General features: G+C 43.6%; 18 protein-coding genes and 2 tRNA genes. 14 read left to right on the forward strand and 6 right to left on the reverse strand.

Annotated elements, in window-relative coordinates; all coding sequences use genetic code 11:
- Positions 1-9 precede the first annotated feature (9 nt).
- Together B0682_RS01530 and pilB are read right to left on the reverse strand one after the other, a co-directional pair.
- On the reverse strand, positions 10-1,233 hold the full coding sequence (locus B0682_RS01530; RefSeq protein ID WP_078306348.1) for a type II secretion system F family protein: 1,224 nt from the start codon (positions 1,231-1,233) through the stop codon (positions 10-12).
- A gap of 177 nt (positions 1,234-1,410) precedes the next feature.
- Positions 1,411-3,114, reverse strand: a complete 1,704-nt coding sequence (gene pilB / locus B0682_RS01535) for a type IV-A pilus assembly ATPase PilB (RefSeq protein WP_078306349.1) — start codon at positions 3,112-3,114, stop codon at positions 1,411-1,413.
- A 510-nt stretch (positions 3,115-3,624) separates the two neighbouring features.
- Here pilB and tpiA point away from each other — a divergent pair.
- From tpiA to truB, 9 genes are all read left to right on the forward strand, one after another.
- Entirely contained in the window at positions 3,625-4,446 is an 822-nt protein-coding gene (tpiA, locus tag B0682_RS01540; RefSeq protein ID WP_078306350.1) for a triose-phosphate isomerase, read from the forward strand.
- A gap of 111 nt (positions 4,447-4,557) precedes the next feature.
- A complete protein-coding gene (gene secG, locus B0682_RS01545) occupies positions 4,558-4,869 on the forward strand; it encodes a preprotein translocase subunit SecG (RefSeq protein ID WP_078306351.1) in 312 nt (103 codons plus the stop codon).
- Positions 4,870-5,038: 169 nt separating this feature from the next.
- Positions 5,039-5,123: transfer RNA gene (locus tag B0682_RS01550), tRNA-Leu, on the forward strand.
- A 116-nt stretch (positions 5,124-5,239) separates the two neighbouring features.
- Positions 5,240-5,316: transfer RNA gene (locus B0682_RS01555), tRNA-Met, on the forward strand.
- 190 nt (positions 5,317-5,506) lie between these two features.
- A complete protein-coding gene (rimP, locus tag B0682_RS01560) occupies positions 5,507-6,001 on the forward strand; it encodes a ribosome maturation factor RimP (RefSeq protein WP_078306352.1) in 495 nt (164 codons plus the stop codon).
- Positions 6,002-6,061: 60 nt separating this feature from the next.
- Positions 6,062-7,546, forward strand: coding sequence for a transcription termination factor NusA (nusA, locus tag B0682_RS01565; protein ID WP_078306353.1), 1,485 nt, complete (start codon positions 6,062-6,064; stop codon positions 7,544-7,546).
- Positions 7,547-7,683: 137 nt separating this feature from the next.
- Positions 7,684-10,413: a translation initiation factor IF-2 gene (infB, locus tag B0682_RS01570; protein WP_078306354.1), complete on the forward strand. Its 2,730-nt coding sequence runs from the start codon at positions 7,684-7,686 to the stop codon at positions 10,411-10,413.
- A 139-nt stretch (positions 10,414-10,552) separates the two neighbouring features.
- Positions 10,553-10,960, forward strand: coding sequence for a ribosome-binding factor A (locus B0682_RS01575; protein ID WP_078306355.1), 408 nt, complete (start codon positions 10,553-10,555; stop codon positions 10,958-10,960).
- A 15-nt stretch (positions 10,961-10,975) separates the two neighbouring features.
- Positions 10,976-11,935 (forward strand): tRNA pseudouridine(55) synthase TruB, encoded by a 960-nt coding sequence (truB, locus tag B0682_RS01580; protein ID WP_078306356.1) that lies wholly within the window; start codon positions 10,976-10,978, stop codon positions 11,933-11,935.
- A 141-nt stretch (positions 11,936-12,076) separates the two neighbouring features.
- Here the strand turns inward: truB and B0682_RS01585 are convergent, their stop codons facing one another.
- Together B0682_RS01585 and dnaJ are read right to left on the reverse strand one after the other, a co-directional pair.
- Positions 12,077-13,204, reverse strand: coding sequence for an RNA-guided endonuclease TnpB family protein (locus tag B0682_RS01585; protein WP_078306357.1), 1,128 nt, complete (start codon positions 13,202-13,204; stop codon positions 12,077-12,079).
- A gap of 174 nt (positions 13,205-13,378) precedes the next feature.
- Positions 13,379-14,512, reverse strand: coding sequence for a molecular chaperone DnaJ (gene dnaJ, locus B0682_RS01590; RefSeq protein WP_078306358.1), 1,134 nt, complete (start codon positions 14,510-14,512; stop codon positions 13,379-13,381).
- A gap of 337 nt (positions 14,513-14,849) precedes the next feature.
- Between dnaJ and rnr the strand changes: the two genes are divergently transcribed.
- On the forward strand, positions 14,850-17,177 hold the full coding sequence (rnr, locus tag B0682_RS01595) for a ribonuclease R (protein ID WP_078306359.1): 2,328 nt from the start codon (positions 14,850-14,852) through the stop codon (positions 17,175-17,177).
- 127 nt (positions 17,178-17,304) lie between these two features.
- Here the strand turns inward: rnr and ftsW are convergent, their stop codons facing one another.
- Both ftsW and murD read right to left on the reverse strand, forming a co-directional pair.
- Complete coding sequence (ftsW, locus tag B0682_RS01600) at positions 17,305-18,507, reverse strand: putative lipid II flippase FtsW (protein ID WP_205760086.1); 1,203 nt, start codon at positions 18,505-18,507, stop codon at positions 17,305-17,307.
- A gap of 231 nt (positions 18,508-18,738) precedes the next feature.
- Positions 18,739-20,292 (reverse strand): UDP-N-acetylmuramoyl-L-alanine--D-glutamate ligase, encoded by a 1,554-nt coding sequence (murD, locus tag B0682_RS01605; RefSeq protein WP_078306360.1) that lies wholly within the window; start codon positions 20,290-20,292, stop codon positions 18,739-18,741.
- Between the two features lie 215 nt (positions 20,293-20,507).
- Between murD and B0682_RS01610 the strand changes: the two genes are divergently transcribed.
- The 4 genes from B0682_RS01610 to B0682_RS01625 all read left to right on the forward strand — a co-directional run bounded on the left by B0682_RS01610 (position 20,508) and on the right by B0682_RS01625 (position 24,356).
- Complete coding sequence (locus B0682_RS01610; RefSeq protein WP_078306361.1) at positions 20,508-21,302, forward strand: universal stress protein; 795 nt, start codon at positions 20,508-20,510, stop codon at positions 21,300-21,302.
- Positions 21,303-21,459: 157 nt separating this feature from the next.
- Complete coding sequence (locus tag B0682_RS01615) at positions 21,460-21,798, forward strand: P-II family nitrogen regulator (protein WP_078306362.1); 339 nt, start codon at positions 21,460-21,462, stop codon at positions 21,796-21,798.
- Between the two features lie 383 nt (positions 21,799-22,181).
- Entirely contained in the window at positions 22,182-23,300 is a 1,119-nt protein-coding gene (mraY, locus tag B0682_RS01620) for a phospho-N-acetylmuramoyl-pentapeptide-transferase (RefSeq protein ID WP_078306363.1), read from the forward strand.
- A 189-nt stretch (positions 23,301-23,489) separates the two neighbouring features.
- Positions 23,490-24,356, forward strand: a complete 867-nt coding sequence (locus tag B0682_RS01625) for a hypothetical protein (protein ID WP_078306364.1) — start codon at positions 23,490-23,492, stop codon at positions 24,354-24,356.
- Positions 24,357-24,431: the final 75 nt, after the last annotated feature.

Here is a 24,431-nt window from a genome sequence, read left to right on the forward strand (position 1 = left end):
ACAAAATAACTATCCCACAACTGAGCCCATTTGAAATATGGGTAAGTACATGGCAACAACCAAACCACCAATTACCACACCTAAGAATGCCATAATCATTGGTTCCATCAAGCTGGTCAAACCATCTACGGCATTATCCACCTCATTTTCATAATAGGTGGCAACCTTATCTAACATTTCTTCTAAACTACCAGCTTCCTCACCAATACCCACCATTTGAATGGCCATGCTGGGGAATAAATTGGTGGTACGCATGGCAAACTGTAATTGTTGACCGGTTGAGACATCATTTTTAATTTGTTGAGTGGCATTATAAAACACCACATTATTGGTTGCCCCCGCTGTTGAATCTAAGGCGTCAATTAAGGGCACACCGGCAGCAAACGTGGTTGATAAAGTGCGAGCAAAGCGAGCAATGACGGCCTGATAAGCAATCTTTCCAAAAACAGGGGCTTTTAAAGCAATCCTATCTAAAAGATCTCGGAATTTTTTACTGCGTTTTTTGGCTTCAGAAAAACCAATGACAGTCGCACCAATGCCAATAATTAAAATAAACCACCATTTTTTCATCCATTCGGACATATTCACCACCATTTGGGTAAATGCTGGAAGTTCAGCTCCAAAAGAACCAAATAGCTCAGCAAACACAGGCACCACCTTTACCAACAAAATGATGGTCACAACGATGGCAACCACGATGACGGCGATGGGATATTTCATCGCTTTTTTAATTTTCGCTTTAAGTAGCTCACTTTTTTCTTTATAAGTGGCAACCCTCTCTAGCATGGTTTCTAACGCACCTGCTTGCTCACCTGACTCCACCAATGAACAGAACAAATCATCAAAATAGCGAGGATGGCGACGCAAAGCCTCAGCAAATGTGGTTCCAGATTCAATGTCTGCTTTAAGCTCTAAGACCAAATCTTTCATGGTTGGGTTTTCAAGTGAATCTGCCACAATTTCAAATGACTGCGTCAATGGCACACCCGCTTTCATCATCGTTGCTAATTGTCGCACAAAAATAGCAATGTCAATCGCCTTGATTTTCTTTTTCATTTGAAAAAGTGGTTTGGGCTTTTTCTTAATGCTACTAACACTAATGCCTTGTTTACGTAATTGGGCTTTAGCAAGCTCTATATTGCGACTGGTGGTCTCACCTTTGACTTGTTGCCCACGGCGGTTAGTACCACTGTAGGTAAAATCTAGTAACATTTCAGTCTTTGCAGTTGCCATGACTGTCATCCTTTCTTTGTGTGTCTTTGTATGTGCTAAAAATCTTCGTGTGTGCTAAAAATGCTAAAAAAAGATTGCCATGATTTGGCTAGGGCGTGTTCCTAATTATTTATATTAATCACATTCGTTCAATCAAGTTAATTCAATATGCCTGTTAAGAACATGGGCCGTGATGCGTTATTCAGAAGTGACTCGATACATCTCTTGAATGCTGGTGACACCTTGCAAGACCTTCATGATGCCTGATCGGCGCAAATCTCGAAAACCATTTTTAAGGGCTGCGTCCTTAATGGCAATGGCGTTACCATCTTCCATGATGATGCGAGAGATGTCATTACTGACTTTCATGACTTCATAAATACCAACACGCCCTTTATAACCTTCACGGCATTGATCACAGCCAACAGGTTCATAGATGATATTATCAGGATTGCTCAAATCTTCTTCAGTAAAGCCCATTTCTAACAAACTTTGCTTAGGCACACTGGCAGGTCGCTTACAATTCTTACAGAGTCTTCTGGCAAGGCGCTGAGCCACCACCAAGTTGACTGATGTGGCGATGTTAAATGATGCCACGCCCATATTACGCAAACGAGTCAACGTTTCAGGTGCTGAGTTGGTGTGTAAAGTAGACAGCACCATGTGGCCCGTTTGAGCCGCTTTGATGGCAATCTCAGCCGTTTCAAGGTCACGAATCTCACCGACCATCACAATGTCAGGGTCTTGACGTAAAAATGACTTTAACGCACTGGCAAAGGTCAAACCCACTTTTGGGTTAACATTGACCTGATTGATGCCCTCAAGGTTAATCTCCACAGGATCTTCGGCGGTGGATATGTTACTTTCTACCGTGTTTAGGATATTAAGACCTGTGTATAACGACACCGTTTTACCCGAACCTGTTGGACCTGTGATGAGCATCATGCCTTGAGGTTTGTGTAAGGCTTCTAAAAACAGCTCTTTTTGGTCAGGCTCATAACCAAGCATGTCAATTCCGAGCATGGCAGAAGACGGATCTAAAATACGTAAAACGATTTTTTCACCAAACAGAGTCGGTAAGGAGTTAACACGAAAGTCAATGGCTTTATCTTTGGATATTTTAAGTTTGATACGCCCATCTTGTGGCACACGCCGTTCTGAAATGTCCATCTGCGACATCACCTTTAAGCGTGCGGCAATTTTACCAGCAATCTGGACAGGAGGGCTAGCCACTTTTTGCATCACCCCATCAATGCGAAAACGCACCCGATAGGATTTTTCATAAGGCTCAAAATGCAAATCCGATGCCCCCATGCGAATGGCATCTATGAGCATTTTATTAATAAACTTCACTACAGGAGCATCTTCTGCCCCCCCCTCTACATTGGTTTCATCATCACCATCGCTGTCAACATCAACATCAAAATCACCATCACTAAAGTCTTGAAGATTGGTCATCGAATCTGCAAAAATGCTTTCGATTTTCTTAACCAGCTTACTGTACTCCACCACCACCGTCTGCACTGACAAGCGAGAATTAAATGAGATGGCATCAATGGCATCAAGGCGTGATGGGTCACTCATCGCCACATACAAACGTTGCCCACGACGAAAAACAGGCAACGCACTGTATTTCTTAACAATCTTTTCATCAACCAAATCTTTAGGAACGCTGTCATCGCTCAGTTCAGCAATGTCAAGAAGAGGATCACCAAACTCATCTGCCACGATGCTGGCAACTTTCTCTTGTGTTGCCAGCTTATTGTCAACCACATAAGCAATTAAGCTGGTTTTCTCTTGTTGGACAGCACTCAATGCCGCTTTCATCTTATCGGGTGCAATCAGCCCTTCTTTGACCAGTCTTTGAGCAATGCCACTAAAGGACATATTCGATGATGACATATCTATAATCTCTAAAAAAACAATCTCTAAAAAACAGTCTGTAAAAATCTCTTAACCAATGATTTGTCAGTTTTTTATGGTCAAGTCATGTTCTGGTTAAGTAAAAATATTGTAACCAATCAGTTAATGTAAGTCACTATTATAAATCACCATTGTCATATCAACCACCATGATGATAACACGTTAGCAACCCCCCACCATCATAAAAACAGTCAAATTGGTCAAAAATGGTGATAAAAATAACCGTCATTTGTCATGGATTATCATAAGTCATAGATTATCATAAATTGCCATGAACGTTACTAAACTGACTTACTTTAAACTGACTTATTTATCAATGCTTATTTGTCAATGCTTATGGCAAATGGAAAAATCAAGTCCATTTTAACAGTAAAAATTTGCTGTTAACTTTGCTATAATACACAGCTTGGGTTAAAAACCAAAGAAAAAAGGTCAAGTTTTGACAATCGAGCTTTGACAATCAAACATTGAAATTGAGGACGGCACGTCATGCACGCTTGGGTCATTGCAAACTGGAAACAACACCCTGCCACTAAGGCACAAGCGGTGTCTTTAACCAACGAATTGACAGATAAATTGGCACAAACATGGCAATCAGTAGAGCAGCACTCAGTAAAGCAACACTGCCAATTAATGATTATTCCAACCCATCTTCACTTAGATGCGGTGATAACGACAGCCGCCAATGCTTTAAATAAAAACATCACATGGCCTCATTTACAGTTTGGTGTGCAAGACATCAGCTCTCATGCCATCAGCACAGGGGCTTTTACAGGGGATTGTTCAGCTGGGCAAGCACAAGATTTGGGGGCAACTTGGACATTGGTCGGACATTCTGAGCGTCGCCAATATCACCAAGAAGGCAATGTGCAGCTGTTTCATAAAATCCGCTGTGCCTTAAAAGTTGGACTGGGGGTTGTTTTATGTGTGGGAGAATCTTTATCAGACCATCAAAATGCCCTCACACAAGAAACATTAACCAAGCAGTTAGCCGTGTTCGATCACTTGACAACAGATGAACTAACCCAATTATCTTCTCGTTTATTGTTGGCTTATGAACCAGTGTGGGCGATTGGCACAGGCAAAGTACCAGACTTACAAGAAGTCAATGAGACACACCAATTCATCAAAACACACATAAAAGAACATTATCCAAGCTTGGCAAACGCACCCATTTTATATGGTGGCAGTGTCAATGAAAGTAACGCTAGCGAATTTGCCAGTAGCAAGCTGGTAGATGGTGTGTTGGTGGGTGGTGCTTCTTTAGTGGCTGACAAATTTGTGCAAATCGCTCAAGCATTCTTAAAATAACGCAACCACTTAAAACCCAAACACATTAAAATCGAACCACTTAAGTTAAGAACCACTTTAAGCTAAGACGCTATGATGGTTTTTATCACAAATGATTAAATATGAGGCGGTATGTACACATTTATTTTGGCGTTACACATCATCGTTGCCATCAGCATGATTGGGCTGATACTGATTCAACATGGTAAAGGTGCTGATGCGGGTGCCTCTTTTGGGGCAGGTGGTGCTGGTACGGTATTTGGGGCAGCAGGCTCAGGTAATTTTTTAACTCGTACCACTGCCATCTTGACTGCCATCTTTTTCATCACCAGCATGCTATTGGCAGTACATGCCAAAGAACAAGCCAGTGACCAATATCGTTTGGACGTGCCTGTCACCAACTCAATGCCTGTTCATGACACGCCCACAAACCCAACACAATGACGTTACTGAGTCGCCCTTAGCTTAACCAAAAGGTTTAAAAGAGTAAAATAATTTACTTGCCAACCCCCCTTAAAGACAGTAGAATATTGCTCTTTATTTGGGGCTTGTCCCCAGTTTGGTCATGTATCAAGTTATAGTCAATATGTGTTAATTGTTTTATCTACAACATGCGATCGTGGTGGAATTGGTAGACACGCCATCTTGAGGGGGTGGTGCTTCACGGCGTGAGGGTTCAAGTCCCTCCGATCGCACCAATGTTAATCACATCATCGTTAATTGCTTCATCATTGAGCAACCCAAAACATAAAAATACTTTAAAAATACCTTGACAAAACATTTTATAATCGCTAGTATATGCCGTCTAAATTGATGCGGGGTGGAGCAGTCTGGTAGCTCGTCGGGCTCATAACCCGAAGGTCGTTGGTTCAAATCCAGCCCCCGCTACCACTTATTTCTTAATCAAATTTATTCATATTTATTGATAAGTTTGATATGATGAACCCACCAATTGTCTGTGGGTTTTTTTATACCTTAAATAAATCCGTAAAACATTGCAATGGTGTGTTGTTCATCAATCAACAATACCCATAAGCTTGATGCTTGTTATCTTTAACAATACTTTTTAACTTTGATATTTATGAAGCTATCCAGTAAAGTCAGTGAATTAAGCCAGCTCATTGCCCCAGCGGTTTTGGCTTGCGATGTGGCACTGTGGGGCGTTGAGTTTATCCCCCAAGGGCGACACTCATTATTACGCATCTATATTGAAGCCCTGCCTGATGCCAAGGCACAAGGCGTTCATGTTACCATTGATGACTGTGCTGCTGTTACCCATCAAGTCAGTGGGGTATTAGATGTTCACGATCCCATCGCTGGTGAGTATGTGCTAGAAGTGTCTTCCCCCGGCTTGAATCGTTCGTTTTTTTCCGCTGAACAGATGGCAGATTATGTCGGTGATACGGTGCATTTACGTTTGATTAACGCCATTACTTCAAAAGCAGGTAAACGACGCAAAGTGGCAGGCAAGCTTGAGCGTCTTGATACGGACAGTTTACAGCTTTTGAGTGAAGAAGGTGAATCCTTACAAATCCGATTGGACAACATCGATAAAGCCAATCTGATTTATCAATAAGACATTTAAGACATTTTTTAAGTTTATTTTCCCAATTTTTAATCACATAGCAGGTTTATCATGAGTCGTGAGATATTAACGGTTGTAGAAACAGTCAGTAACGAAAAAGGCTTAGACCCTGAAGATATCTTTGAGGCACTTGAACAGGCGTTGGTGGTATCAACAAAAAAGAAAGTATATACTGAACAGCCTGAAGTGGCGTTGCGAGTCGATATTGATCGAAAAACAGGCGACTATGATACCTATCGTTATTGGACGGTGGTTGCTGATGAAGATCACGAGATGCCAGCTTGCCAACTTGCCATCAGCGACTTAGACCCAAATGAATGGTCCATCGGTGATGTTAAAGAAGAGCAAATTGAATCAATTAAGTTTGGTCGCATTGCTGCCACCCAAGCCAAGCAAGTCATCATTCAAAAAATCCGTGAAGCTGAACGTTCATTGGTGGCAGATGCCTTTGAATCACGTATTGGTGAAATGATTTATGGTGAGGTCAAAAAACAAACTCGTGATGGCTACATCATCGATTTGGGTGATAATGTGGAAGGGTATTTATTCCGTGACCAAATGTTGCCTAAAGAGCAGTTGCGCGTCAAGTCTCGTATCAATGCCATTTTGTATCATGTTAACCGAGACAATCGTGGTCCACAGTTGCTATTGTCACGCACGCATTCTGATATGTTGGTGGCATTGATGCAAAAAGAAGTGCCAGAGATTGCTGAACAAATCATTGAAATCAAAGACGTGGCTCGCATACCAGGATTGCGTGCTAAAATCTCGGTTAAAACCAACGACCACCGCATTGACCCTGTTGGGGCGTGTATCGGTATGCGTGGTACTCGAATTCAAGCGGTACAGCAAGAGCTGGATAATGAGCGTATTGATGTGGTGGTGTGGTCAGATGATTCTGCTCAATACATCATCAGTAGCCTTGAGCCTGCAGATGTCAACAGCATTGTGCTTGACGAGGATACCAAAACCGCTGACATCATCTTTAGCACCAATGACCAGCTTGCCAGAGCCATTGGCTCCCAAGGTCAAAATGTCCGCTTGGCATCTGAATTGACAGGTTATCGCCTAAACATGATGCTCGAAGAAGAGTATCTCAAAAAACAAGAAAATGAAACCAAAACCTACATACAACTATTTTATGACCGCCTAGAGGTCGATGAGGATTTGGCACAAGCTTTGGTAGATATTGGCTTTACCAGCATTGAAGAGGTGGCTTATGTGCCTGCTGACACCTTTTATGACATCGACGGCTTAGATGACGATGCAATTAACATGATACAAGAGCGTGCCAAAGAAGCTGTGATAGCTGATGAATTGGTCAAACAGCAAAACATCAAACAGCCCAGTGAAGCGTTGCTCAATCTTGATGGCATGACAGTCGCTTGGGCATATAAACTGGCAGAGCAAGACATCATCACGGTTGATGACTTAGCAGAGCAAGCCATTTTTGACTTACAAGATATCGAAGGTCTGGATGAAGACACCGCAGGCAGGCTGATTATGACGGCTCGTCAATCGTGGTTCAACGAATAAGCATGATGGCAAAAAATCAAGGGTAAAACATCAGTTTGCAACCCATCATTTGATAAGATTTTTGCTAAATTGTGAGTATTTAAATTGTGAATAGTTCACTGGCAAAAATTAACATTTAAAAAAATAGGTGACATTTAATGGCAGATAAAACCGTCAAAGAACTGGCAGAGATGGTAAGTAAAACCGTCAGTGTTGTGCAACAACAGCTGATGGATGCTGGATTGCCTGCTCGTGGTGAAGATGACTTGGTCTCAGAGCTTGAGCAAGAGCAACTGGTTGCGTATCTAAAAAAAAGCCATGGTCAGCAACAAAAAAGACGCATCAGCCTAAAATCTAAAACCACCAGCACCGCACGGGTGACAGGCAGTTCAGGTAAAGCAAAGAGCGTCAATGTTGAAGTGCGTAAGAAAAAGACCTTTGACAAACCAGACCCCAAAAAGCTGGCAGAAGAAATTGCCGCTCGTGAACAAGCCGCTGCCCAAGCCAAAGCCAAAGCCGAACAAGAAGCTCTTGAACGTGAAAAAGCCAAAAAAGAAGCCCAAGAGCGACAAGCAGCCACATTGGCAGCCATGCGAGCCAGCCTAGGCAGTGGCAAATCAACTGATGGCAAAAATGATGACATCACCACCAGTGTGGTGGTTAAAAAAGGCAGTCAGGTTGCCCAAAATGCCAAAGCTGAAATTGAAGTTAAAGAAAAGAAAAAATCTCTCCCTAAGCCTAAAGTTGAGACCGATGCTGAGCGTAAAGAACGTGAAGCGTTAGAAGCTGAAGAAGAACGCTTGCGTCAATTAGAGGCCGAAGCCCGCCGTAAAGCCGCTGAAGAAGCCCAAAAACGCACCCTTGAGCAAATGCGTAAAATGGCTGGAAAATATACAGACCAAGAGCCTATCGCTGAGGTGCGTAAAGATGAGCCACTTGCTAAAGGCTTGGTGGGTGAGGCACTCGAAGAATCTTTTGAAAAAGAACGTCGTGAAATCAAACGTGGCTCTAACAGCACTGCTGTCAAGGGTCGTCGTCGCCGTAATCAAGAAGAAAGAGAGATTCGCAGTCCAAGTCGTGGACTTAAGTCTTCGCAAGCATCAAAACACAAATTTGAAAAACCTGTGGAAAAAATTATCCACAATGTGGAAATTAGCGAACAAATCGTGGTCTCTGACTTGGCACAAAAAATGGCAGTTAAAGTCCGTGAAGTGGTCAAGCTACTTATGAAAATGGGCGAAATGGTCAAAGACAATGATGAAATTGACCAAGCCACCGCAAGCCTTGTGGTCGAAGAGTTAGGACATAACCCCATTTTAATCAGCGATACCAAAGTGGAAGACGATTTACAAGAAGCTGTCAACGAACGTAGCAGTAATGTTCAGACTCGTCCTCCTGTGGTAACCATCATGGGACATGTTGACCATGGTAAAACTTCTTTATTGGATAAAATTCGTGAAAGTAAAGTCGCCTCTGGTGAAGCAGGTGGCATCACTCAACACATTGGGGCTTACCATGTTCAAACAGAACGTGGTGTCATCACATTCTTAGACACCCCAGGTCACGCTGCCTTTACCGCCATGCGTTCTCGTGGGGCTCAGGCCACCGACATCGTTGTTGTTGTGGTGGCGGCTGATGATGGCATGATGCCACAGACTGAAGAAGCCATTGACCATGCTCGTGCCGCTGGCACACCCATTATTGTTGCCATTAACAAAATGGATAAAGACACTGCTGACCCAGACCGAGTGCTCAATGAACTGACTGCCAAAGAAGTGGTCTCAGAAGATTGGGGGGGCGACACACCCATGGCTCGTGTCTCTGCCAAGACAGGTCAAGGCATCGATGAGTTGCTTGAATTAATCAGCTTACAAGCTGAGCTGATGGAGCTAGAAGCACCAACTGAAGGGGCAGCTCAAGGCGTGGTCATTGAATCCAAACTTGAAAAAGGCCGTGGTGCCGTGGTCAGCCTATTGGTTAAAAAAGGCACACTGAATCAAGGTGATTTGGTATTGGCAGGTGAATACTATGGTAAAGTGCGTGCCATGACCGACGAAAATGGCAATCGCATCAAATCAGCAGGACCATCTATCCCTGTTGAAATCATTGGGCTACCAGAGACCCCTGCTGCTGGCAGTGAATTTTTAGTGGTGTCTGATGAGAAAAAAGCCCGTGAAGTGGCAGAGTTCCGTGCCACACGTGAACGTGAGCAACTGCTTGAGCGTCAAAATAAGATGCGTCTTGAAAACATGTTTGATTCCATGGGTCAAAATGACGTGTCTTTATTAAACATCATCTTAAAAACGGACGTGCGCGGTTCTTTAGAAGCCCTACTTTCCGCTTTAAACGAGTTATCTACCGATGAAGTTAAGGTCAAGGTCATCAGCTCAGGCGTTGGGCCCATTTCTGAGTCTGACGTGAGTTTGGCAGAATCAAGTGAGTCGGTTCTTCTTGGCTTTAACGTGCGGGCAGATGGGGCGGCCAAACGAGCTGCTGAGCAGGCCAATTTAGACATTCGCTATTATAGCGTTATTTATGGTCTGATTGATGATGTCAAAGCCGCCATGAGTGGCATGCTATCACCTGAGCATCGTGAAGAAATTCTTGGTGTTGCTGAGGTGCGTGATGTGTTCCGCTCTAGTAAGTTCGGTGCAGCAGCTGGCTGTATGGTAATTGAAGGCACAATTTATCGTAACAAACCCATCCGTGTTTTGCGTGATGATAAGGTCATCTTCACAGGTCAGTTACAGTCTTTACGTCGCTTTAAAGATGATGTTAATGAAGTGCGTGCTGGCATGGAGTGTGGTCTTGCTGTTAAGGGCTATGATGTGGAAGTGGGTGATAAGATTGAAGTGTTTAATATCCAAGAAGTTCAACGCACCTTGTAGTTGACATGATTTGATGTTGATATTTTGCATGCAAAAGACCTATCAGATTCATTCTGCTCAGGTCTTTTTTACGCCCAGTTGCCATTAATAACACTTATTGCCACAATGCACTGATTGCTAAAATTAAACAGGAAATTTTATGAACCAACGTTTACAACGATTGTCTGACCAAATCCAACGTGAGCTTGCCGTGCTTATCCGTGATGACATCAATGACCCACGTTTAACAGGTTTTGTGACCATTTCTACTGTCAAAGTCAGCTCAGATTTGGGTTATGCTGATGTCTATGTTACCATCATGGAGCCTGATATGGCAGACTCTATGAGTAAGCAAGCACATAAAAATAGCTTAGAAGTGCTCAATAATGCGTCAGGTTTTTTGCGAACCCAGCTTAGCCATATTTTAAATACTCGCACCACACCAAGATTAAGATTTCATTATGATGAGGTCACCGCCCACGGTAATTATATGATGGACTTAATCCAGCAAGCAGTGAACAAGTCAGATACCAACCCCCCATCTAAAAATGATAATGATGCTGAATAATTTGGAAAACCCTTTGTGAACAAAACATTCACTAAAAAAGTCGTCTCTGGGGTTTTATTGCTGGATAAGCCCACTGGCATGACTTCCCAACAGCTGGTGTCCAAAGTCAAATACTTGTTTAAATCTGATGAGCATGACAGTCGCAAGGCAGGACACACTGGCACGCTAGACCCTTTGGCAACAGGTCTGTTACCCATTTGTTTGGGTGAGGCAACCAAATTTAGCCATTATCAGCTTGAAGCCGTCAAATCTTATCATGCCATCATCAAGCTGGGTGAACAAACCGACACAGGTGATGTGGATGGTCAAGTCATTGCCACTGCTGATGTGCCGTCTTTATCGGCTGACCAATTACACAGGGTAAGTTACGATTTTATCGGTGAGCTTAATCAAACCCCACCCATGTATTCTGCTTTAAAACAACAGGGCAAAAAGCTGTATGAATTGGCTCGAGAGGGCATAGAAGTGCCTAGACAAGCCAGAGGCATTCACATTTTTGAGTTATCATTAGAGCGTCATCAACACCTGCACGACACTCAGAACATCTATCTTGGCTTATCCGTCACTTGTTCAAAAGGCACTTATGTGCGGGTGCTGGCAGAAGACATCGCTAAGGCTTTAGGCACATTAGGACATCTAACCGCCTTACGACGCCTGCAGACTGGTGGATTTATGGTGGCAGATGCCATCAGTTTAGAGCAATTAGAGAGGTTATCACATGTTGAGCGATTGCACCTGTTATTGCCCATACAAGCCTGTTTACCAAATGATATGATGAGCATTGAGCTGGACGACAAACAAGTCGAACGCATTTGCCAAGGCCAGCGTTTGAGGGTTTTTGATGACACACCAAGTAAGCCACACATCACCATTGCCACAGAAGTTAAGTTACTTAACAAGGCTCAAACCTTCATCGGTTTAGGGTTGTTAGAGCCGACAGGTCGGCTACAACCAAAACGGATAATCAATCTTTGAGCCAATTTTTGACACACTCCCACCACCAAACCCAGCGGTAGGCGTGAGAATCTTTGTGACCCATAACAACCTCAACTTAGATTGAGTTGTTACCTTTCGCCAGTATACTTACGCTGATAAGTATCATACTGGGGGAACTCTTTATACAACACTAAGTCCTAGTGCATCAGCTAACGCTTGATGGCGTATATTGCTTGCTGCATTGATATCACGGTCATGCTGTGTTTGACAGCTAGGACACGTCCAATGACGCACCGATAACGGCAGACTGTCTAATTTGTGATGGCAATGCGAACAAATTTTACTACTGGCAAAGAACCGATTCACTTTTAGAATGTTTTTACCATGCCAATTTGCTTTATAATTGAGTAGGGCAACAAACTGCCCTAAGCCCACATCATTAATCGCTTTGGCAAGTTTTCGGTTTTTTACCATGTTTTTGACACCCAAATCTTCAAGTGCATAACTGGTAGCTTGGTTTTCGCAAATCAGTTTATGCGTGATTTTGTGGTGTAAGTCTAAGCGCTGGTTGCGTACTTTTTCATAAATACGAGCAACGGCTAATTTTTGTTTTTGATGGTTTTTACTTTGTTTTTGTTTGCGAGCAAAGATTTTTTGCTGTGCAGAAAGCCTTTGACTGGCTTTGGCTAAATGTTTTGGGTTATCAAACTTGCTGCCGTCTGATAAGTTAAGTAAGTGGCTGATGCCTAAGTCAATACCAACAGTTAGGCTAGGCTCTATTGTGGTGGGTGTTGGCAATATGCTATCCGTATCTACTAAAATACTTGCATGGTATTTGCCTGTGGCTGTCTTAGTGATGGTAACTGTTTTTATATTGCCAACAAATTCACGGCTAAATACGGTTTTGATGCCTTTGATTTTGGGTAGGTTGATGATGCCTTGTTCAAAGTTTATGGTGCAATGTTGGGGGCATTGATAACTTTTTCGTGGGATTTTTCTAGATTTAAAGCGTGGAAACTTGGCACGACCTTTGAAAAAATTAGTAAAAGCGGTATGGACATTTAGCAATGCATTAAGTAGCGATTGGCTATTGACTTCATTTAGCCATGCAAATTTAGCCGTTTTCTTTTTCTTGACTAATTGGTTTTGTATTTGAGTACGGGATAATGACTTGCCAAAGATTTTGTAATATCTATTTTGTAATGCCAATGCCCAATTATAAACAAAACGAACACAACCAAAGTGTTGTTCAAACGCTATGGCTTGTTGTTGGTTTGGGTAAATTCTGTATTTGTAGGCTTTGAGCATGGCTTGTTAGCTGATGAAATATGGGTATAATTTAGCATTGTTTTTATTTGGTGTCTGTTTTTATTTAGTGTCTATGACATCGAAAAACAAGAACGCCCTGACTAGGTCGCCTGTGCTTACATCTCCACCTAAATCAAAGATTATGGGTGGAGATGTAAGCAGGATAGGTTAAATTCAGTCAAATAAATCACCCAGTTTTTCAAAGAAAGATTTTTTCTTGGGTGATTGTTGGTGTGGTGGATTGTCGCTGTCATGTTTATCCAAAGTCTCTTGGAATTGTTTGAGCAACTCTTTTTGTTCATAAGTCAAATTGACGGGCGTTTCTACCATGATGCGACAAATTAAGTCGCCTTTCATGGACGTACGCACAGGGGTTACGCCCTTACCACGCACTCGCAACAGTTTGCCACTTTGTGTGCCTTCACTGACTTTAATTTTGACTTTACCATCTAAAGTGGGAATTTCAACTTCTTTACCCAGAGCGGCATCGGTGATACTCACAGGCACATCCATATACAAGTCAGCCCCTTGTCTGACAAAGACAGCATGCTCTTTGACACGCACTTCCACAAACAAATCACCACTTTGTATGCCTGCCCCGCCTGCTTCGCCTTCACCCGCCAAACGCACACGGTCGCCATCGTCCACACCAGCGGGGATATTCACCTCAAGCGTGCGAGATTTTTCTTTTACGCCACTGCCATGACAATCTGAACAAGGATTTTTGATTTTTTTGCCAGAGCCACCACAGTCTGGGCAAGTCTGTTGAACGGCAAAAAAGCCTTGTTGCATACGGATTTGTCCTTGTCCACGACAGGTCGGGCAAGTAACCACATCAGACGCATTTTTTGTACCTTTGCCATCACAGGCATCACAAGGAGCGGGCGCTTTGAAGCTGATTTCTTTTTTTACCCCTTTAACCGCTTCTTCTAAAGTCAGCTCCAACACGTATCGCAAGTCTGCCCCACGTCTGGCCCGTCCGCCCCCACGAGCTTGCCCAAATATGTCACCAAAGTTACCAAAAATATCACCAAAGATGTCTTGAAAACCCGCCCCACCAAAGCCACCACCGCCCATGCCATTTTCAAAGGCAGCGTGTCCCATGCGGTCATAAGCAGAGCGTTTTTGAGCATCACTCAACACTTCATACGCCAAAGAAGCTTCTTTAAATTTCTCTTCAGCTTGTGGGTCATCTGGGTTGCGGTCAGGGTGATATTTCATCGCCAATTTGCGATAAGCGCGTTTAATTTCTTTTTCATCGGCATTTTTATTAACGCCCAACACTTCGTAAAAATCTCGCTTGCTCATCAGGTCTCCTAGGCGGTTAATGGTTGGTTAAATTCATGGTTGGTTAAGCCAATAAAACAATAAAAATCAGTCATTTGGAACGAATTTTGCAGTCTTATCAATAAAAATCATTGTTATAATGGAGGTATTTATTCATTTATCAAGGCATGTCATGATAAAAGCCCTGCCATCTTATCAAATTTTGGTTGCTTAACTTTTGGTCACTTCATTTCTCACTGTGCTTGTGAATAATTATGCTAAAATGGCTGATGATGCCTTGTTTATCCATTCAATTCATCTTATATTTCAATTCATCTTTGTTTAATTTGTCTCTAGGCGATGACTTTTACGGAAAATTATGACTAAACATAACTGGAATGACCCCAACGCCCAAGCAGAAGCCCAAAAATACGATAACCCCATTCCCAGTCGCTTGTTAATCTTGCAAACACTGATAGACAATGATTCAAAACAAGGTCTGACACATTCACAACTGGCTCAAGCATTTGCCATCGATGATGAAGAACGCTTTGATGCCTTAGGCAATCGCTTAAAAGCCATGGTCAGGGCAGGGCAAGTCAGCCGAGATGGCAGACCTTACCGCTATCGCCCCATTGATGACAGCGACACGGTCACTGGCACGGTATCAGCTCATGCCAAAGGGTTTGGTTTTGTGGTGTTGGACGACATGCCAGATTTATTTTTGCATGAAAAGCAGATGCGTTGGGTGTTCAATGGCGATACGGTCAGGGCAGTTGCCAGTGAGACCGATGGTCGTGGACGTGGTGAGGGACGGATTGTGGACATCGCTGAGCGTCAGCAAAGTCAGTTTATTGGCAGATTGGATAAGGCAGAGGACGGCTACTTTGTCAGCCTTGCCAGCCCCAATAACCATCAGCCCGTTACCGTCAGTGATGATGATGTTAAACAAAGTGGGGCAAAGCTTGGGCACCCTGTCAAAGTAAACATCATCGATTGGCCAAACCAGCATGAATTTGCCACAGGCAAGATTGTCGAGGTGATGGTTAATGATAATGACCGAGAAGTCATCATTGAAACCACGCTACTTAACTATGATATTCCCCACGAATTTAGCAAAGAAGTGCTTAAGCAAGCCAATGCTTATACTGAACCTAATCATGCTGACATCAAAAACAGAATTGACTTAAGAGATTTGCCACTGATTACCATTGACAGTGAAGATGCACGTGATTTTGATGATGCTGTCTATGCTGAAAAACGTGCTGGTGGTAACTACCGTGTGGTCATTGCCATTGCTGATGTCAGCCATTATGTGACCGCCAACTCACCGCTTGACCACGAAGCCTATGAACGTGGTACGTCCGTGTACTTCCCACACCGTGTTATCCCCATGTTGCCAGAAGTGCTGTCTAATGGGCTATGTTCATTAAATCCCCACGTTGATCGCTTGTGCATGGTCGCTGACATCAAAGTGTCCAGGACAGGCAACGTCACAGGTTATGAATTTTATCCTGCTGTCATGCACTCACAAGCTCGCCTAACCTACAATCAAGTCAACGCCTATTTTGATGATGACACAGATTCCAACGTGCCTAAAACGCTGACAGACAACGCACTCGTCAAAAAATCGGTTGATGTGCTGTATCAATTATATCAAGTGCTGTTAAAAAAACGTGAACAGCGTCATGCCATGGAGTTTGAAACTGCCGAAACTCATATCAAGTTTGATGAAGCAGGTGGCATTAGCGACATTGTGGCACGCACTCGTGGCGACGCTCACAAACTCATTGAAGAGTGCATGCTGTTGGCAAATACCTGTGCTGCCAAATTCGCCCTACAACATCATCTGCCTGTGTTATACCGCAATCATGACCGCCCTGATGCTGAAAAATCCTTGCGTATTCATGAATACGCCAAAAACTTTGGCATTAAATTCCCAGAAGAAAACCCAACACAAGCTGATTATCAGCGTTTAATACAAGCAACCAAAGACCGCCCCGATGCCGTCAGCATTCATAGCATGTTGCTTCGTTCGATGATGCAAGCCAACTATGCCCCAGAGAACATCGGACATTTTGGCTTGGCTTATGACGAATACAGTCACTTCACATCACCCATTCGCCGTTATCCTGATTTGATGCTACACCGTGCCATTAAAAATAAAGTTACAGGTAAAAAACAAACCACAACCGACTTTACGTTAAGTGAGGCCGCCACCCAAACATCAGATACCGAACGCCGAGCCGAAGAAGCATCTCGCTTTGTGGAGACATGGCTTAAATGTCACTATATGTCACAACATGTGGGTGAAGAATTTGATGGAACGGTCAGCACAGTGACCAATTTTGGGTTATTTATCACGTTAAACGAGCTGTTTATTGATGGCTTGGTGCATGTCTCGAATGTGGGCAATGATTATTTTGTCTATGACGAACGCCAACAACAGTTGATTGGCAAAGACACAGGGCTGTTGTTTGGCTTAGGTGACCAAGTGCGTGTGCAAGTTGCTGGTGTTAACATGGACTTGTTACAGATTGATTTTGAATTGCTTGCCAAATTAAAAGCAAGTGAGATGAACCAGTCAAAGGCAGATAAAACCACAAAGAGCAAAACAAAAAAACGCAACAATAAACATAACAATAAAACCAATCATGGCGGTCGCTCTGGCTCAGGGCGTGCTAAAAAAGCCAAAACAAAAGACTAGGGCGTGTTAAACATTGATAACATTTTATTGAGAATTGATATTATTGAGAATTTTAATCCATTTTTCATTGCAAATATCAAAGTTCAACCGCCTTGGCACAGCAACCAGCAAAAACAGAAGCAAAGCATCAATAATTGCGACAATCATCCACCTTAATGATGTCACTTTCTTTGCTCATGCGATAAATCATTCCAATGATAATCAAACACACCACCATAGATGTGCCACCAAAGCTAAAAAATGGCATGGTCAAACCCTTGGTGGGCATCAGGCCCATGTTCATGCCAGCATTCACCACCGTTTGCCCCACAAACATAATGGCAAACCCAAACGCCATATAGCTGATGCGCATCTGGTTACGTTTTAGGGCGGTGATGCTGATACGCATCATGCTTGCCACCAAAGTGGCTTGGAGCATCAACACCAACCCCACACCAAAAAAGCCCAACTCTTCACCTGTAATCGCCAGCACAAAGTCAGTATGGGCTTCAGGCAGATAAGATAACTTCTGTATGCTGTTGCCATAGCCAACCCCATGCCACTCACCCCGCCCAAAGGCGATTAAACTGCGTGATAATTGATAGTCTGAGCCACTTAAATCATCAAATGGGTCTAAAAATGACATGGCACGAATGCTGCGATAATCTGAAAAATAAATGGCGGTGGCGAACAAAAATACCGTCATGATGATCATGCCAATGTATAAACCAATCGGAGCGCCAGCAACATAGAATATTGCCAGCATGCAACCTGTGATGATGACCACTGAACCAAAGTCAGGCTGAGCCAAAATGATGGCAAACATCGTCCCTGAAATCAAAAACAGTCGCACCACCCCACCCCAGCTCTCACGCACCTCTGATGAACGCCTGACCACAAAGTTGGCAGTAAATACGATGATGGCAAGTTTGGCAAGCTCTGCTGCCTGTAAGTTAATGATGCCCAAATCCAGCCAACGTTTTGCCCCATTGATGGGCGTGGTCAATAACGTCATTACCAGCAATACCATCACAAAAAGTAAGGCAAACACCTCTAAAGTCAGATTAAACACCCACTTAAGTGGCACAAAAGTAACAACATAGGCTGCCACCATGCCAACCAAGATATACGACAGCTGTCGCCAAAAAAAATGTAGTTGGGTTAACGCCTCATGATGTAAGGTAAAGGGAATGGACGCAGATGTTACCATCAGTAAGCTAAGCACCAATAAGCACGCCACACAACTGAGCATCACCGCTCTGGCAGATGGCAGATACCAATAGTCAGATGGTTGATGTTTGAAAAAAGGAGTCAACTTAGGACGGTTAGGTGGATTGACAGACTTTGACATAAATTTTTGACACAACCTCAATTTTGACACGGCTTAGAATTGAAATCTTAGAATTAAAAGCTTAAAATTGAAAGCTTAGGATTAAAAACCCAGATTGGCAATTTGGGCGTTTAACACAAGCAAACAAACCAAACCACACAAACAAACCAAACAAACCTAGCTAACGCAATGTGCTTAATGTTCTTAACCTAAAAAAATGGCACAAACCCATATAAAAGATAAAGGCAACAGTTAAGATTCTAATAACGCTTGCACCAAAGTTACAAACTGCTCGCCACGGTCAACAAAGCCTTTAAACTGGTCAAAGCTGGCACAAGCAGGCGACAACAACACCGCTGTGATGTTGGTGGTGCTGTTTTGGCTAGCAAACTTAGCATCATTCACTGCTGTCGCCAAAGTTTGGCTATGCTGACAAATGACATTGCTCGCCAAACCAGCTTGCTTCAGCTGTTCTTCAATGATGTGAGCATCTTCACCGATAAACAGCAAATGACTGACATATTGATTCACCAAATCAACCATATCACCAAACGCCTGCCCTTTGCCTTGACCACCCAAAATCAGCATCATTTTGCCCTCTTGTGGCGATGTGTGAGTATGTTGTTGGGCATAACTTTCTCCCAGGCCTTTGATTGCCGCCATGGTAGAACCGATGTTTGTTCCTTTGGAGTCATTATAATAATCAACCCCTGCCACTTGAGCAACAAACTGACAACGATGTGGCAAGCCGTTAAAAGCAGATAGGGTGGTCAGCATGCTGTCCATTGGCAAGCCTGCCAACTCTCCCAGTGCCAGTGCTGACAACGCATTGATATGATTATGGCGACCCTTGATGAGTAAGTCATTGACATTCATCAATCGGTCATTGCCCTTTGCTAAAAAGGTCTGCCCATCACCATCAGTCATCAGTCCATACTGCCCCTTATCTGGGGCATGGTTACCGACACTGATTTTTCTTAACTCATCAAGCGTCAAATCATCAGCAACCAAGGGATAAGTTAAGGCATCATCACGATTGATGACCACCGACTTTGCTCCTTGAAAAATACGATGCTTGGCTTGATGGTAGCTGAGCATGTCGCCATGACGGTCTAAATGGTCAGGCGACATGTTCAGCACGGTTGCCACATGAGCGTTGAGATGACTGACCGCTTCTAGTTGAAAGCTAGACAGCTCAAGTACTGCCATCTCAAGCTTAGGGTCTGCCAACAGCTCAAGGGCAGGCGTACCAATATTGCCCCCCACGCCCACCTGCACACCCGCATCTGTTGCCATTTGTCCAACCAAGGTAGTGACGGTGCTTTTGGCATTAGAGCCTGTGATGGCGATGATGGAAATTGGTTTGCCATCGGTCGTTGTGCGATGACTTAAGGCATCACAAAACAACTGAATGTCATTGACAATGGGAATGCCTGCTTGTTTGGCATCTTGTATGGCGGTGATGTTGGGATTAACCCCTGGACTTATGATGATGCGACTGGCTTTTAACAACAACTCACCATCAATCTTACCAAACGGACGAATGCTGACCGCTTCAGATAACTGTGTTGCCAATGTGGGATAGCTCGCATCAGTCACCGCCACTTGATGACCTTGAGCCAGTAAAAACTTAACCGCTGATAACCCCGATGCCCCAAGCCCAATCACCACCTGCAAACCATCAACTTTGTATGACCACTCAGACCGACAAGATGGCCCAGATTGTGATGCGTTTGATTGTGATAAAGATGATAAGTTAGGTATGTCAGTGGTCAAATCAGTGGCAAAAAGGGCAGAAGATGGCATGATAAACTCTTAGTTGGCAGTGTGTGTTGATGGTAAGATGCATTAACGATAAGATGCGTGGCTGGTCATTGGCATGCTGGTGATAATTAAGGTATTATACCGCATTCACGCATGCGTTTTTCACGCATTCTTTTTTTAAGATTGACGCATTAAGATTAACGCATGGATTTGGTATTTTACAGTTAACATTTTAGTCGCAAGGCTGGTCATTATTCGTGCCACACCACACTCTAAAACACAACACCCTAAAAAACAGTACCCTAAAACCTGATGGCATCATCGCTTTTTTGGACGCACCTGACACCATCAAAACCATTTTGGACAGCAGTATTTGGGCAGCCCAGCGATTGCACAACCCCATTACCCTACTCTATTCACGCCCTGATGCCCAAGCCAAGCAAGATAGCAGCAAGCAGTTACTACAATCTGCCACTGTCTATTGCAATGAACACTGTTGTAAAGAACCCATTTATTCCCTACACCGCCATTGTAGCATGAGTGAGAGTTTGGATTATGTGGATACCAGTGCCAGCCTTATCATCACAGGGCGTACCCTGACTTGTCAATCAACGTTGGCAAACTTTATCCGCCCAAGCCATCGTCCGATTTTGGTTACCGCAGACACATTCATCACCCCAAGCTCAGCATTATTGGCATTTGACAACAAACCCACCTGCCATCGCTTGCTTGATTGGGTGGTCGAAATGCCGTTGTTACGTGGCATGACCTTGCATGTGGTCATGGTGGCAGAAATCACCAACAGCAACCAAGACGCACTCAGAGAAGCCTATGTCAAATTAACCCAAGCAGGCTATAAATGCAAAAAACAGCTGATTCATAGTCGACATGTGGCATCTGCCTTATTGTATTATCAACAAGAACACAAGCTTGATATGTTGGTGTCTGGTGCGTTTGGACAATCTCGCCTAAGACAATGGCTACAGGGCAGTGATACTGAGCATCTGTTGCAAGGCAGTGACACAGCGTACTTACTATTCCCTAAAGCTTAGTTTAAAGCTTGGTTATTCCCTAAAGCTTAGTCGATGTCATGGTTAGAAAACCTTAACTTTTTGCCTTGTTGTGAATACATTTGCCATGATGTTTGGCTATGATGATGACAGATTTATCACTTAAAATAACCTTATAAAACCATCAAGGAGCTGTCTGATGAAACTGGTAACCGCAATTTTAAAACCCTTTAAACTTGATGACGCGCGAGAAGCCTTATCAGAACTGGGAGTCAATGGTGTAACCGTCACTGAAGTGAAAGGCTTTGGACGACAAAAAGGACACACCGAACTGTATCGTGGGGCAGAATATGTGGTGGACTTTTTGCCCAAAATCAAAATTGAAGTGGCAGTGACTGCTGAGATGGTCGAGCCTGTGATTGATGCCATTACCAAGGTTGCCAGCACTGGCAAAATTGGTGATGGTAAAATCTTTGTGGCCCCACTTGAACAAGTCATTCGCATTCGCACAGGTGAGACAGGCGCAGATGCCATTTAATGCGTGTCATGCTTGTGTTAAGTCATCAGCGAAAAAGCAAAAACCGACGCAAGCGGCAACATCATCAAAGACAAAAACGGACACCCCATCACCCAGCGTGGCATTGACTTTGAACTGCTAAAACAAGAATTGTCGCATGCCATCATTGACGGCAGTCAAGAACGCTACTGCCTAAAAATTCATCACCAGCGAACGTGCCATCGCCACCGACCATGACAAAATCAACATCAAAGAGCGGTTTAAACAGCTTAGCCCCCATACGGACGTGCGTTTTATTTGATGAATGCCTGTATCCAGCAAAAAAATGACGTATAATAAATAAGGTTTTATTTTTACCTAATTTTTTACCTAACTTTATTTTTACTTAACTTGGGGTTGTTGTTGTGCTGGTATGGTTATTTGAGTGGCTAAGCCAATTTTATTCTCCGTTTTCAGCAGTGTCATCATTGACTTTGCGAGCATTGCTGGCGGTGCTGACCACACTTGCCTTTAGCATTATGTTTGGTGGCAGAACCATACGTCATTTACGTCAACTTAAATATGGTCAAGCCATACGTGATGATGGCCCACAATCACATTTGGTCAAAACAGGCACGCCAACCATGGGTGGCGTGCTGATTTTGTCCGCCATCGGAGTGGCAACCTTGCTTTGGGCAAGGTTAGACAACCCTTATGTTTGGATTTTAATGTTGGTGATGGTCATTTTTGGGGGGGTTGGTTGGGCAGATGATTGGCTAAAAATCAAGTATAAGAACCCACAAGGACTCATTGCACGTAAGAAATACGCTTTTTTATCGCTTGGGGCGTTGATTGCTGGTGGGGCAATGTATTATTGTGCCATACAGGCTTCTGACATTGCCACCACTCACGCCATGCAGGACTTACTCATTCCCCTATTTAAAGACTGGATTGTGCCTTTTTCATCAGTACCGTTTGGGCTTGGGTTCATCATTTTTACTTATTTTGTCATCAATGGGGCATCTAATGCTGTTAATCTCACCGATGGTTTAGATGGGCTTGCCATTTTGCCTGTGGTGTTGGTGGCAGCAGGGCTTGGGGTGTTTGCTTATGTGACAGGTGATGTTCGTTTTGCCAATTATTTGCATGTGCCTTATATTGTCCATAACTCAGAGGTAACCATTGTCTGTGCGGCCATGATTGGTGCTGGGTTGGGCTTTTTGTGGTTTAACGCCCATCCTGCTCAAGTGTTTATGGGTGATGTGGGGGCATTGGCATTGGGGGGCATGCTCGGTACGATTGCGGTGATGACTCGCCAAGAGATTGCTTTTGCCATCATGGGAGGGTTGTTTGTGGCAGAGGCCTTATCGGTGATGTTACAAGTGGGTTCTTATAAACTGCGTAAAAAACGAGTGTTTCGCATGGCACCTTTGCATCATCATTTTGAAGAGATTGGTTGGAAAGAGACGCAAGTGGTGGCACGTTTTTGGATCATTTCCATCATTTTGGTGGTGCTTGGGCTGATGACCTTAAAGCTTCGCTAAAAAACAGCACAAAAAATTGCCGTCATCAGTAGCCAGCAGCCATCAAAAGTTAAACCAGTTAAGCAGTCGTTATCATACGGCTGTTTTTTTTGTGGCAAGTTTTGTGGCAAAAATAGATGAACCACACCATCTGCCATCTTGACATATTTTGTTACATTTTATACATTAGACTTTTTTTTGGAGTCACAGATGAGTTACCTTGTTTTTGCCATATTTTGTAGTGTTGCTGTGTCAGTGTTGCTTAAAATTTTGCGTCAACACCATCTTGATATCAGACAGACCATCGTCATGGGTTATCCTGTGGCGTTTTTGTTAACGTGGATTTTGTTGCGTCCTGATTTGGCAGGGCTGTCGACACTGTTTAACAACCCCATCAGCTTGAGCATTGTCATGGCGTTGGGGGTGCTGTTGCCCTTGATTTTTGTGGTGCTTGGGCGTGCCATTGACCATGTGGGCATCATCAAAACCGATGCAGCACAACGCTTATCACTCATCATTCCCATCATATCTGCCTTTGTGCTGTTTGGTGAGAGTTTAACGCCCCAACGTGGCATCGGCATTGGTGTGGGATTTTTGGCATTACTGGCGTTGGTATATCGCCCACAAGCCATGTCATCTGTACCATCTGTCAAGCGTTCTGCGTCTGCTGGCTGGTTATTGATGGTGTGGCTTGGCTATGGGGTGATTGATATTTTATTTAAGCAGGTTGCCAAACAAGGGGCAGTATTTTCATTGACGTTGTTGGTCAGTTTTGCGTTGGCTGGCACGTTGCTATTGGCGTATCTGTTAATCAAGCGTATTCGCTGGCAAAAATCTGCCCTATTGGCAGGGGTGCTGTTAGGGGTGCTGAATATGGGCAATATCTATGCTTATGTTAAGGCCCATCAAACGTTGGCAAACTCGCCCAGTGTGGTGTTTACGGGCATGAATGTGGGGGTGATTGCGGTTGCCAGTATGGTGGGTATGGTCATTTTTAAAGAACGACTGTCGGGCATCAATGTGTTGGGCATTGGGCTGGCCATCGGCTGTGTGTTGCTGTTGTTTATGGGCGGTTAGTGATGGGCTTAGGTCGTTGATGGGTGGCAAAATGTATCAACATCGTTCAAATTTCTGTTATCATAACCACCGCAA

Source organism: Lwoffella lincolnii (genome assembly GCF_002014765.1).
Taxonomy (GTDB): Bacteria; Pseudomonadota; Gammaproteobacteria; order Pseudomonadales; family Moraxellaceae; genus Psychrobacter; species Psychrobacter lincolnii.